This window comes from Chitinophaga sp. 22308 (genome assembly GCF_052045305.1).
GTDB lineage: Bacteria > Bacteroidota > Bacteroidia > Chitinophagales > Chitinophagaceae > Chitinophaga > Chitinophaga varians_A.
Window position 1 is genome coordinate 45,311 of record NZ_JBQEOP010000003.1, and the last position, 12,190, is coordinate 57,500.

Here is a 12,190-nt window from a genome sequence, read left to right on the forward strand (position 1 = left end):
ACTTTTTTATGTCAGATGATCTTTCTAAAAGAAGACCCCAAGACTCAAGTAAAATCAATATTCATGAGGCTTGGGAAGTTAAGTACTGGTGTGATAAGTTCGGTGTAACCGAAGCGAGATTGAAAGAAGCTGTTCGAGCTGTAGGAACTTTTACTGCTGCGGTGCAAAAGTACTTAGGGAAATAAGTTAGGAGGGCCAACGTTGGCCCTCTCTTTTGTTTATGTGAGGTCACTAATAAGAAGGAGCAGTACTTATCATTGCGCATCATATGTATCGTTTAAGTATCATTACGTATCATTCTACTCATAATAAGAAACGCAAATCCAAGCCAATGAAAGCATAACTATTAGCAAGTGAAGCTTTCTGCCACAGCATTCAAGAAAGAATAAGCTAATGAAGGGAAACGTCCTTACTTCCCGATACAAAACTTACTGAAAATATAATCCAGCCTGTCTTCATTCGTCACTTCCCCGGTGATTTCACCAAGATAATGAAGTGCGCGTCGTATGTCCAGTGCCAGCAGGTCCCCGGGCAGCCCGTTGTCCATCCCGTTTTTCACATCCAGCAGTGACTGTTGCACTTCCTGCAAGGCGGCATGGTGCCGGGCATTGGTGATGATGGTATCTTCTGTATTGATATCGCCTGCCATCACTTTCTGCACCAGTTTATCTTTCAGGTCCTGGATATGTTCATGGTTTTTGGCAGAGATAAAAAGGATGGGGAGACCGTCGAATTTGGCGCGGGTAGCGGCTTCTCCGGTGACATCGGTTTTATTGCCGACGAGGAGGAAGTTGATATTGTCAGCTTCGAAGGACTGCACCTGTTGCCGGATATCTTCGGCTGAGAGTTCGTTCACGTCGAAGAGGTAGACTACCACGCCGGCTTCACGGATTTTCTCCATGGTTTTTTGTACGCCGATGGTTTCGATGGTATCGGCGCTGTCGCGGATACCGGCGGTATCGATAAGGCGGAAGAGGATGCCGTCGATATTGAGGACTTCCTCTATGGTGTCGCGGGTGGTACCGGCGATATCGCTGACGATGGCCCTGTTTTCATTAAGGAGTGTATTGAGCAGGGTGGATTTGCCGGCGTTAGGTTTCCCAACGATAGCGGTGTTGACGCCATTTTTGATGACGTTGCCCATACGGAAGGAGTCGATGAGATGGCGGATGGTGGTGGCGGCATTGGTCACCAGTTCATACAGGCGGCTCCTGTCGGCAAATTCCACATCTTCCTGGCTGAAGTCCAGCTCCAGTTCAATGAGCGCAGAGAAGGTGATGAGTTGTTCGCGAAGGGTGTGCAGTTCTTTGGAGAAGCCGCCGCGCATTTGCTGCATTGCTGTCTGATGGGAGGCAGCGGAGTTGCTGGCGATCAGGTCGGCTACCGACTCGGCCTGTGTGAGGTCCAGTTTTCCGTTGAGGAAGGCGCGCTGGGTAAACTCGCCGGGTTTGGCGAGGCGGGCGCCTGCTGCGATGGTGGCTTCGATGATTTGTTGTTGTATATAGGGGGAACCGTGACAGGAGATCTCTATAACATCTTCTCCGGTATAGGAACGGGGCCCTTTATAGAGGCTGACCACTACTTCATCGATCACGTGACCGTTATGTACGAGGCTGCCGAAATGGAGGGTATGGCTGGCCTGCAGCAGCAGGTCTTTACCGGGGAAGAGGGTGTTGCAGATAGGAAATGCCTGACTGCCGCTAAGCCTGATAACGGCGATAGCGCCAAGTCCCGGCGCGGTGGCGACTGCCACAATGGTGTCATCAAATCCTGTTAGTTTTCCCAGCATACCGGTACGAGTTTTTTTACGAAAGGCAAAGGTACTAAAAATCAAAAGCCCCGTTTCAAGTAGCTTGAAACGGGGCTTTTGTGTAATATCTCGAAGCAGTACTACTCTTGCAGTGTAAAGCGGATCGGGAGGTTGAACTGTACAGAAACCTGGCGGCCGTTTTGCTTACCAGCTTTCCATTTAGGCATGGTTCTTACCACGCGGACAGCTTCTTCTTCCAGACCGCCACCTTTTGCAGCGCCTACTGTTTTCACATCTTTGATGTTACCTTCTGAGTCAACTACGAACTGTACGAATACAGTACCGGAGATACCGTTTTCCTGCGCAACGCGTGGGTAACGGATGTTTTTGCTCAGGTATTTGGCCAGTGCGTCCTCACCACCCGGGAAGGTAGGAGGCTGCTCTACGAAAGTGAAGATCTCTTCTTTTGCAGGAGCAGGTGGCGCTTCTACCACACCAGTACCTTTACTGTCTTCCAGCAGGCCCGCATCGATACCGTTCGGGTCACCTTCCACAGTTTTAGTGCTGATGGATTTTTCTTTAATATCTGCCTGTTTTGGCGGTTCTTCGTCCGGTGGTACTTCGTTATCTTTCTTGATCACCGGAGGAGTGAACTGCACTGAAGGTTTAACCGGCGGCGGTGGTGCCGGCGGAGGAGGAGGCGGTGGCGGCGTTTTCGGATCATCCGGAAGTTTCACGTCTTCCATCTTGATCTCCTGGATCACCGGCTTCTTGTTGTTGTCACCTTCAGAAGCTTTTACGTAGTTGGTGATGATATAAGCCAGGAAGAACACGACGAACAAAGACACGGTACCCAGAATGGCATTCCGCACCCGCGCGTTATACTTTCTCCTCAGATCATAAGCCCCATAATCCTTGTTCCTGCCTTCAAACAGGATATCAAGAAAATCGGACTTTAAGACTTTAGCTGAATCCATTGTTAATTGTAATTTTTATATGGATGCAAAAATTTGATTAATTCCACAAAAGCTATTTAACACCGTTAGCAGCTTCTGTCTGCTTGATCCATGTTTTGTCCTGGTCGCTGATGTCAACAGTCGCATAACGCTGTATGCGGTTGATGGCCATCTCGTCCAGAATGTCCACGAAGTTGGCGTAAGTTGCGTCGTCGTCAGCTTTGATGATGACAACCACATCTTCTGGTTCTCCTTTTGCATTCCTCATTTTGGACACTTCATCCCTTTTCTTGATGATCTCATCGCGGATACCTCCTTTGTTGGCAAAGGAACTTGCTTTGAAGAATTCCGGATTTGCTGATGCATTCGGGTCTTGTGCCAAACCTTCGTAATAGTATACTCTGTTATCTTTTCCCAGCAGGATGGTCAGCGCAGTACTTTCTTTTACTTTGTTCTGCTCTTTCTCATCCTTGGTATCTTTTGGCATGATCAAGTCCATGGTTTTGGGCTTGCTCATTGTAGTGGTAAGCATGAAGAAGGTAATCAGAAGAAAACCCAGGTCCACCATCGGAGTCATGTCTACACGTGTAGATTGTTTCTTCGATTTCGTTCCACCGTGTTTCTTCCCACCACCACTACTGCTGGTATCCATTTCTGCCATAGTAGCTCTTTTTTTCGTTTTTAAATCAGTAGCCTTCCAGGACAGGAAGTTATTGCTACCGTTTACTACTCTTTCTTCTTACCGCCAGCCTGCTCTTCCTGCCATGCGGCAGTACCTTGAGGGGCTGCTTTCAGATTTGTTACCAGGTTGAGCTTCTGGATATGCTTCTGTTTGAACGTTTCCAGAATTTCCTTGATCTTGGGATAAGGAGTGGCGTTGTCTGCTTTGATACAGTATTTCACCTTGTTGATGCTACCTTCCTGCGCAGCCATGCCGTACTCAATCCAGGTCTTTAATTCATTGTTAGCGGAATCAGTAGGGATTCCCTTATCCAGACCCTGTTTCTTACGCTCGTCTTCAGAAAGAGACAGGTAATTTTTCAGGTCTTTGAGCGGAGTACCAACGCTGGCGCCGGTGACAAAGCTTTTCATTTCTTTGTCAGACAGACCAAGCTTGAACTGTGAGTTCAGGTCCTCGATCATTTTTTTTCTTTTGGGCTGGCCGTCCATGCTGAAAAACACCCTGCCGTCCTTATCTACTGTGAATAATAACACATCAGAATCAGGTAAAAGAGTAGTGTTGATAGAAGACGGGGTAACTACCGTTACCGGTTCGTCCGGTTTGAACTTCGTTGCCAGCATAAAGAAAGTTAAGAGCAGAAAAGCCACATCACACATTGCTGTCATGTCAATAGCCGTGCTTTTCCTGGGCATTTTAACTTTAGGCATCTTTACTTTTTTTATGGTTTACTTTAATTAGATTCAAAACCGCTTAAATTCCACAAAATTATTTGTGGTTGGCAGCAAAGCTCTGTGTTAAAGTAAAGCCGGACTCGTCAATAGCATAAGTGATGCCATCGATGTTGGTAGTAAAGTAGTTATACATGATGATCGCGATAGCGGAAGTACCGATACCCAGAGCGGTGTTGATCAACGCCTCGGAGATACCTAACGCCAGCTGTGCAGAGTCTGGTGCACCACCGGAAGACATCGCAGAGAACGCTTTGATCATACCCAATACTGTACCGAACAGACCCAGCAGGGTTGCTACGGAAGCAATGGTAGACAGGAACACCAGGTTCTTTTCCATCATTGGCAGTTCCAGAGCGGTAGTTTCTTCAACTTCGTTTTTAATGGTCAGGATTTTCTGATCTGTGTCCAGCTCAGAGTTGGTCATCATTTCTTTGTACTTTTTCAGACCAGCTTTCAGTACGTTACCAACGGAACCTTTTTGTTTGTCACACTCAGCTAAAGCTGCGTCAACATTTTTGTTAGCCAGGTGATATTGTACTTTACGTACCAGCTCAGAACCGCTGAATTTACCTTTAGCTTTAGACAGGTACAGGAAACGCTCAATTACGAAAGTCAGACAAACGAGCAATACAGAGATCAGGATAGGTACCACATATCCACCTTTGTAAACAGTGCCAAACCACTTGCCAATACCAGAATCAATTGGGTGACCATCTGGGTTATTACCTTGGAAGTTGGCTGGATTACCTAATACAAAAAAGAAAAACAGAAATCCTATCACTAAACAGATAGGCACAGCCAACGCCGCGAACAGGTTGGACGACTTTTTAGGTTGATGAGAAGAAGCCTTAGCTGTAGCTGCAGTCACAGTTGTTTTAGTCTCAGCCATGTTGATTGAAATTTTAGTGTTAAAAATTAAACTATTGTTTGTTAGAAGTTACGATTTACAATTTCTCATTGTGGAATGCTTCCCAGCACTCAATTTACTCTTTAATTTACTCTTTAATGAGCGATTCGCAAAGTTATAAGGTTGGCCCAAAAAAACAAGTGCAGCCCAAAAAAACCCACAAAAATTAACCTTACACCACAAAAGCCCTACCACAGGGCTTTTCACCACTTGTTTTTTGTTTGAGCAAACACTTACATCAGCAAATAACCAATAATATGCAGTCCTCTAATTTGTTACTGTCCCAAAAATTTGAAAGCGTTTAATTTTTTTCAAAGTTGGACGCACAATTTAAGAAAAAATTCAAATGTTCCAACAGAAATCTTACAAATCTGAGAACATATTTATTCCCGCGCCAGTCAACACTTTGAGACACCGCTAATTGGTTTTAGCTTACCCGCCTGCACACTTTTTCCCCTATCCCCTCTTCAAATTCAACACTGTAGCGGCATCGCTTCTATCCTCCCCTTTTATTGCTATATAAAAATATTATATGCTATAACAATAAATGATTACATAAAAAAGTTGGTATGGCAACTACTGTGCTAACTTCCATCACCGCCTTTAACCCGCCTTTTTTCCATTCCTACGCCCTTTCACACGCTTATGGATTTTCCTCATAAGTTAATACTTTATGTACGTAATTGCAATCCCATTTAAAAAAAAACGAACGTTACACAAAAACCAATCAATCAAATGTACAAACCACGCCACCTGAAACTGATGCTCGCAGCGGCCGGTATCGCCTGCCTCAGCACATCCGTTTCTACCCCCGCTGCGGCCCAGCGGAAAAAGAAAAACGCCACACCGCCAACTACTACCGCCCCGGCTAAAGACACCACCGCCAAACCTCCCATGATCAAACCGGGCCCAAAACCCGCTGTCAAACCCTTCGCGGAAGTTATCAACGATAAAGCCACTGCAGATTCCGGACTGTTCAATGTATACAAACAGGATGACCGCTACTTCTTCGAAATAGCCGACTCCCTCCTCGGCAGAGACGTACTCGTAGTCAACAGGATCTCCAAATCCGCCGCAGGCCTGCGCGCACAAATGATGGGCTTCTCCGGAGACATCATCGGCGAAAACGTGATCCGCTTCGAAAAAGGACCTAACAACCGCATCTTCCTTAAAAATATCTCCTATTCGGAAGTATCAAAAGACTCTACACAGCCCATGTTCACCGCTGTGATGAACTCCAACCTCCAGCCTATCGTAGCGGCTTTTGATATCAAAGCATTCTCTAAATCAGGCAACGGCAGCGTAATCGATCTCACGGAATATATCGCCGGCGATAACGATATCCTCTTCTTCGACGGCATGATAAAAAGTATGCTGAAGCTCGGTGGCGCTCAACCGGATAAATCCTACATCTCCGATGTAAGGTCCTATCCCATGAACACCGAAATCAAAACCGTTAAAACATATTCCCGCATGGGAGGCCCGGCTGCCCCTGGTATGCCGCCCGCTCCGGGAGGCTTCGCTACCGTTGAGCTCAACAGCTCCATGGTGCTGCTCCCCGCCGTTCCCATGAAACCACGCTACTTCGATCCCCGTGTAGGCTTCTTCACCACCGGTGTGACAGACTTCGACGCTGATCCGCAAGGCGTGAAAAGACTCCAGATGATCACCCGCTGGCGCCTCGAACCCAAACCGGAAGACATGGAAAAATATAAACGCGGTGAACTCGTGGAACCACAGAAACCTATCGTGTTCTATATTGATCCGGCTACTCCGGCCAAATGGCGTAAATATCTTATCATGGGTGTCAATGACTGGCAGTCCGCCTTCGAGGAAGCTGGCTTCAAAAATGCCATCATCGCTAAAATGGCCCCCTCCAAAGCGGAAGACTCCACCTGGTCCATCGAGGATGCCCGCTTCTCCGCCATCGTATACAAACCGTCTGAAGTGCCCAACGCCAGTGGCCCTCATATTCACGATCCCCGCTCCGGCGAAATCCTGGAAAGCCATATCAACTGGTACCACAACGTGATGCGCCTGCTGCGTAACTGGTACTTTGTACAGGCCTCCCCTAACGACCCGCGTGCCCGCAACATGCAGTTCAGCGATGAACTGATGGGCGATCTCATCCGCTTCGTTTCTTCCCATGAAGTAGGCCACACTCTCGGCCTTCGTCATAACTTCGGCTCCAGCTCTACTTATCCAGTGGAAAAACTGCGTGATAAAGAATGGGTGAAAAAGAACGGCCATGCTGCTTCTATCATGGACTACGCCCGCTTCAACTACGTGGCGCAACCAGGTGACGGCATCTCCGGGGCCGATCTTTACCCACGTATCAACTATTACGATAAATGGGCTATCCAATGGGGATATCAGTTGCTGCCCGATGCTAAAACACCGGAAGCAGAAACACCGGTCCTCAATAAAATGACAGTGGAAAAACTGAAGGATAAAAAATACTGGTTCGGTACCGAATCCAATCCTAACGATCCGCGCTCACAAAATGAAGACCTCGGCGACAATGCCATGAAAGCCAGCACCTATGGTATCAAAAACCTGCAGCGCATCATGCCTAATCTCCTCGCCTGGACACGCGTCAATAACGAAGGATACACCAACCTCTCTGAACTGTATAAAGAAGTGGTTTCCCAGTTCGGCCGCTACATGGGCCATGTTACCAAAAATGTGGGCGGTATCTACGAAACACCTAAAACAGTAGAACAAGAAGGCGCTGTATACGAATACGTTCCAAAAGCCACGCAGAAAGAAGCGGTCCAGTTCCTCTCCCAGCAACTGTTTACCACGCCTAAGTGGCTGGTCAACCAGGACCTGCTCAGCCGCATCGGCGGCGACGGTACAGCACTGGTCATGTCCACACAGGCGCCGGTTCTCGGCAGACTGCTCTCTGTTAATACACTCAATAAACTGAGCGCAGGCGAAGCCGCCCTGGGCGCTGCTGCCTACCAGCCGCTGGAAATGCTCAACGACCTGAAGAAAGCCATCTTCACGGAAGTATATGCCCACCAGGCGGTGGACAACTATCGCCGCAACCTGCAACGTACTTATGTTGACAACCTGACGGGTATGCTGGCCCCTGCTGCACCAAGCCCGATCCCTGGTTTTGGCGCTCCTGACGCGTCCCGCTCAGATGCTGCCGGTATCGCCCGCGCACAACTTTCCTCGCTCAGAGCCGACCTCCGTGCGGCTGCCGCCTCCGGTGATGCGATGACCCGCAATCACTATCAGGACCTCATCGCACGTATTTCCAAAGCGCTGGACCCTAAATAACGGATAAGTATATACGAAAAATACAGGATCCCCTTCCGTCTTCCGGAAGGGGATTTTTCATTTTGCATCTCCCCGGGGCAGCTGTACATATTATTGCGGAAATTGCTTAATATAGCTTTACCTTTAATACAAATACAGCCTCAAAAGTGAAAGAGCGTACCAATAAAATAACGATATACGACATTGCTCAGAAACTGAATTTGTCCGCGTCCACGGTGTCACGCGCTTTGCAGAACAATCCGCTGATCAACGAGGAAACCCGGGAAAAAATTCAGGCGACAGCCATGGATATGGGCTATGTGCCCAACTGGATAGCATCCAGCCTGCGTAAAAAACGCTCCAACATCATCGGGCTGATCGTACCACGTACCTCCATGTACTTCCAAAGTACCGCCATCAGCGGTATCCAGCATGAAGCACACAAGTACGGCTTTAGTATCGTAATCGGCCAATCCGATGAAACAGTGGCCATGGAAAAGGAACTGGCGCACACCTTCTACTCTCTCAGGGTAGATGGCCTGCTGGCGGTAGCTTCCATGTTCACCACCAACTTCGACCACTTCAGCCCTTTTATAAAAAACAATATTCCCCTTGTATTCTACGATCGCGTACCGGTAGACTTTCCAGGCTACAGCATCACCGGAGATGACTTTAAAGGCGGCTTCCTGGCCACGGAACACCTGATCAAACAGGGCTGTAAAAGGATTGCGCACTTCTCCGGCCAGCTTACCTGTAACCTTTACCAGCAAAGACTTTCAGGATACAAAGAAGCGCTTGCCAAATACAACATCCCCTATGATGAACAACTGGTATACATCCATAACCTCACTATGGATGCTGCCGGTCAGGCCGCAAGGGAGTTATTTGATAAGGGAAACCTGCCCGACGGGTTGTTTGCTGCCAACGACAGCTCTGCTGTAGCTTTTATCCAGGAAGCCAACAAACGGAACATTGCCGTTCCCGGGCAAATAAAGGTGGTAGGATACTCGAATGACCTCTCCTCCCGTATTATCTCCCCTTCGCTCACAACAATCGAACAATCGGGCTATAATATGGGTCAAAAGGCAGTGGAGACCATCGTGAAACTAATCAACCATGAAGAGAACAGTAAGGTCACCAAAAACTTTGTTTTTCCGGTAGAACTTATCCAGCGGGAATCAACCATGGTCCAAAAGAACTGATACGCAACCTATCATTAGCAAACAATACCTGCAACTTTATGAAACCTAGTTATCTCGCGGGCCTGTGCCTGTACGCGGCCATAGGGCTTACTTCGTGCAGCAAACACATTTATGCCCCTAATGCTGCCAACGTTCCGCTCCTGAAGGAGAAAAACGAATTCAAGGCCAGTATTACGCCTTATAACCTGCAAACAGCTTTCGCCCTGACCAACAACATCGCGATCATGGCCAACGGCCATTATGTGTACCAGGTTAATCCCGGAGTGGAAAATTATCCTTCTGACGATCTGTTCATCAACGGAGATCTCCGTGGTGGCATGGGAGAAGGCGCTATCGGCTTTTTCAAGCCGCTGGACCCGAAGAAGAGAATGGTCTTTGACGTGTTTGCTGGCGGTGGGGCCGGAAGCTTCAGAACGTTAGCTTCGGGCGCCGATGCGGAAGGCGTTAACCGCGAAGATTACCGTTTACGCAACAGGTTCTCCAAAATATTTATCCAGCCGAGTATCGGTTTCGTACATCCCGTTGTGGAAGCGGCTTTCAGCAGCCGTTTTTCCTGTGTGAATTTTTATGATACCTATATGGGCCCCCGGGCATTTGAGAACGATGCCACTGCTAAAAGCGATTTTGTACGCATTGCGGATAAACCTACGGTATTCTACGAACCTACTTTTACAGTAAGAGCAGGCTACAAGTACGTCAAATTCCAGTCGCAGTTATTGATTGCCGTTCCGCTGACGGAAGACAATACGCAGTATAACCGGATGAACAACTATTTCCAGCCGGTAGTTTTTTCCATGGGCGTATCAGTAAATATTGCGCACTGGTATGATGATTTCAGAAAAGACAGGAGAAGATAACCTTTTGATTTTTACTTTAGGTAGATAGATGCCCACCGGAACAGCTGTTTTCGGTGGGTTTATTTTTTTGGGGGGTCAGTCAGGCTATAGGAAGATATAAAAACAAAAAAGCCCTGATGTATGAACACCAGGGCTTTTCTTAATAAATATGGCAGCTACCTACTCTCCCGCATGATAGTGCAGTACCATCGGCCATAAGGGGCTTAACTTCTCTGTTCGGAATGGGAAGAGGTGAACACCCTTGGCAAAACCACCATAAGATCTTTGGCTGTGACGGTCTCCCGTCATAAGGAAGCAGATGATTGATCATCTTATCCTTGCAGCACGCAATAAGATAACATATTGGGAAAGTCGTATACGAACTTWGCAGTAATAAATAAAGTTAAAGCTTACGGGCAATTAGTATTACTCGGCTCTGATGTTACCACCTTTACACCTGTAACCTATCAACGTCGTAGTCTCCGACGGCCCTTAAAAGTAAACTCATCTTGAAGCAGGTTTCACGCTTAGATGCTTTCAGCGTTTATCCTGTCCGTACATAGCTACTCTGCACTGCACCTGGCGGCACAACAGATACACCAGCGGTACGTACGACCCGGTCCTCTCGTACTAAGGTCATGTCTCCTCAATTTACTAACGATCACAACAGATAGGGACCGAACTGTCTTGCGACGTTCTGAACCCAGTTCACGTGCCACTTTAATCGGCGAACAGCCGAACCCTTGGGACCTTCTCCAGCCCCAGGATGTGACGAACCGACATCGAGGTGCCAAACCTCACCGTCGATATGAGCTCTTGGGTGAGATCAGCCTGTTATCCCCGGAGTACCTTTTATCCTTTGAGCGATGGCCCTTCCATACAGAACCACCGGATCACTTTAGCCTGCTTTCGCACCTGCTCGGCTTGTTTGCCTCACAGTCAAGCACCCTTATACTAATGCGCTCTGCGTACGATTACCAACCGTACTGAGGGTACCTTTGCGAGCCTCCGTTACCTTTTAGGAGGCGACCACCCCAGTCAAACTACCCACCAAACAATGTCTCCCCTTGCAGGGATTAGACTCTAAATAACAGAAGGTTGGTATTTCAACGATGACTCCACAACTCCTGGCGAAGCTGCTTCATAGTCTCCCAACTATCCTACACATCTGGCATTCAAAATCAATGTTAAGTTGTAGTGAAGGTTCACGGGGTCTTTCCGTCCCGTTGCGATTAACCGGCATCTTCACCGATACTACAATTTCACCGAGCTCGTGGTAGAGACAGTGTACAACTCATTAGACCATTCGTGCAGGTCGGAACTTACCCGACAAGGAATTTCGCTACCTTAGGACCGTTATAGTTACGGCCGCCGTTTACTGGGGCTTCAGTCAGAAGCTTTGGATTGCTCCGAACATCCTTCCTTAACCTTCCAGCACCGGGCAGGTATCAGGCTCTATACGTCATCTTTCGATTTTGCAGGGCCCTGTGTTTTTGTTAAACAGTTGGTTGTACCATTTTACTGAGACCACATCACTGTGGTACGCCTTATCCCGAAGTTACAGCGTCAATTTGCCTAGTTCCTTTACCACGGATCACTCGAGCGCCTTAGAATACTCATCTCGACTACCTGTGTCGGTTTACGGTACGGGCTGCTATAAACGAACCTTAGAAGTTTTTCTTGGAAGTCTGATTAGGGACATTATCAGCGCTGCCGAAGCTTTGCTGTACTATCAGGTTCAGCACCATCTGCGGATTTACCTACAGTCGGTATACCTACTCCCTTTAACGCACTATTCCGTAAGTGCGCAGTCCTTTCACTACTCCGTTACTCCATCGAATTTATAGCAGGTACTGGAA

The 12,190-nt window shown here is 47.8% G+C and carries 9 protein-coding genes and 2 rRNA genes (1 of these 11 only partly in view); 4 read left to right on the forward strand and 7 right to left on the reverse strand.

All coding sequences use genetic code 11. The features are described 5' to 3' along the window. The first annotated feature begins 8 nt into the window (after window positions 1-8). Window positions 9-185 carry a DUF3606 domain-containing protein gene (locus ACTJJS_RS11885; RefSeq protein WP_440663844.1) on the forward strand — a complete coding sequence of 59 codons (177 nt, stop codon included), beginning with the start codon at window positions 9-11 and terminating at the stop codon, window positions 183-185. Window positions 186-409: 224 nt separating this feature from the next. Here ACTJJS_RS11885 and mnmE read toward each other — a convergent pair whose 3' ends face one another. The 5 genes from mnmE to ACTJJS_RS11910 all read right to left on the reverse strand — a co-directional run bounded on the left by mnmE (window position 410) and on the right by ACTJJS_RS11910 (window position 4,771). Continuing rightward, a complete protein-coding gene (mnmE, locus tag ACTJJS_RS11890) occupies window positions 410-1,789 on the reverse strand; it encodes a tRNA uridine-5-carboxymethylaminomethyl(34) synthesis GTPase MnmE (protein WP_440663845.1) in 1,380 nt (459 codons plus the stop codon). Window positions 1,790-1,890: 101 nt separating this feature from the next. Beyond that, the gene (locus tag ACTJJS_RS11895) at window positions 1,891-2,727 is read right to left on the reverse strand and encodes an energy transducer TonB (RefSeq protein WP_168875144.1); all 837 of its coding nucleotides are present in this window, start codon (window positions 2,725-2,727) and stop codon (window positions 1,891-1,893) included. Window positions 2,728-2,779: 52 nt separating this feature from the next. Then, window positions 2,780-3,367: an ExbD/TolR family protein gene (locus ACTJJS_RS11900; RefSeq protein WP_168875143.1), complete on the reverse strand. Its 588-nt coding sequence runs from the start codon at window positions 3,365-3,367 to the stop codon at window positions 2,780-2,782. A 65-nt stretch (window positions 3,368-3,432) separates the two neighbouring features. Continuing rightward, window positions 3,433-4,095 (reverse strand): ExbD/TolR family protein, encoded by a 663-nt coding sequence (locus ACTJJS_RS11905; protein ID WP_168875142.1) that lies wholly within the window; start codon window positions 4,093-4,095, stop codon window positions 3,433-3,435. A 58-nt stretch (window positions 4,096-4,153) separates the two neighbouring features. Beyond that, window positions 4,154-4,771 (reverse strand): MotA/TolQ/ExbB proton channel family protein, encoded by a 618-nt coding sequence (locus ACTJJS_RS11910; RefSeq protein WP_440663846.1) that lies wholly within the window; start codon window positions 4,769-4,771, stop codon window positions 4,154-4,156. A gap of 990 nt (window positions 4,772-5,761) precedes the next feature. Between ACTJJS_RS11910 and ACTJJS_RS11915 the strand changes: the two genes are divergently transcribed. The 3 genes from ACTJJS_RS11915 to ACTJJS_RS11925 all read left to right on the forward strand — a co-directional run bounded on the left by ACTJJS_RS11915 (window position 5,762) and on the right by ACTJJS_RS11925 (window position 10,352). Further along, a complete protein-coding gene (locus ACTJJS_RS11915) occupies window positions 5,762-8,314 on the forward strand; it encodes a zinc-dependent metalloprotease (protein WP_440663847.1) in 2,553 nt (850 codons plus the stop codon). Window positions 8,315-8,460: 146 nt separating this feature from the next. After that, window positions 8,461-9,495: a LacI family DNA-binding transcriptional regulator gene (locus ACTJJS_RS11920; RefSeq protein WP_168875139.1), complete on the forward strand. Its 1,035-nt coding sequence runs from the start codon at window positions 8,461-8,463 to the stop codon at window positions 9,493-9,495. A 38-nt stretch (window positions 9,496-9,533) separates the two neighbouring features. Next, window positions 9,534-10,352: a hypothetical protein gene (locus tag ACTJJS_RS11925; protein ID WP_168875138.1), complete on the forward strand. Its 819-nt coding sequence runs from the start codon at window positions 9,534-9,536 to the stop codon at window positions 10,350-10,352. A 146-nt stretch (window positions 10,353-10,498) separates the two neighbouring features. Here ACTJJS_RS11925 and rrf read toward each other — a convergent pair. Both rrf and ACTJJS_RS11935 read right to left on the reverse strand, forming a co-directional pair. Then, window positions 10,499-10,610: ribosomal RNA gene (gene rrf / locus ACTJJS_RS11930) — 5S ribosomal RNA — on the reverse strand. A gap of 121 nt (window positions 10,611-10,731) precedes the next feature. Then, window positions 10,732-12,190 (reverse strand): 23S ribosomal RNA (locus ACTJJS_RS11935); it runs 1,424 nt beyond the window's last position.

Bases quoted from the DNA above. Each gene is read 5' to 3' on its own strand.
- ACTJJS_RS11885 (WP_440663844.1), top strand. From the start codon at position 9: ATGTCAGATGATCTTTCTAAAAGAAGACCCCAAGACTCAAGTAAAATC.
- ACTJJS_RS11895 (WP_168875144.1), bottom strand. From the start codon at position 2,727: ATGGATTCAGCTAAAGTCTTAAAGTCCGATTTTCTTGATATCCTGTTT.
- ACTJJS_RS11925 (WP_168875138.1), top strand. From the start codon at position 9,534: ATGAAACCTAGTTATCTCGCGGGCCTGTGCCTGTACGCGGCCATAGGG.
- ACTJJS_RS11915 (WP_440663847.1), top strand. From the start codon at position 5,762: ATGTACAAACCACGCCACCTGAAACTGATGCTCGCAGCGGCCGGTATC.
- ACTJJS_RS11905 (WP_168875142.1), bottom strand. From the start codon at position 4,095: ATGCCTAAAGTTAAAATGCCCAGGAAAAGCACGGCTATTGACATGACA.
- ACTJJS_RS11900 (WP_168875143.1), bottom strand. From the start codon at position 3,367: ATGGCAGAAATGGATACCAGCAGTAGTGGTGGTGGGAAGAAACACGGT.
- mnmE (WP_440663845.1), bottom strand. From the start codon at position 1,789: ATGCTGGGAAAACTAACAGGATTTGATGACACCATTGTGGCAGTCGCC.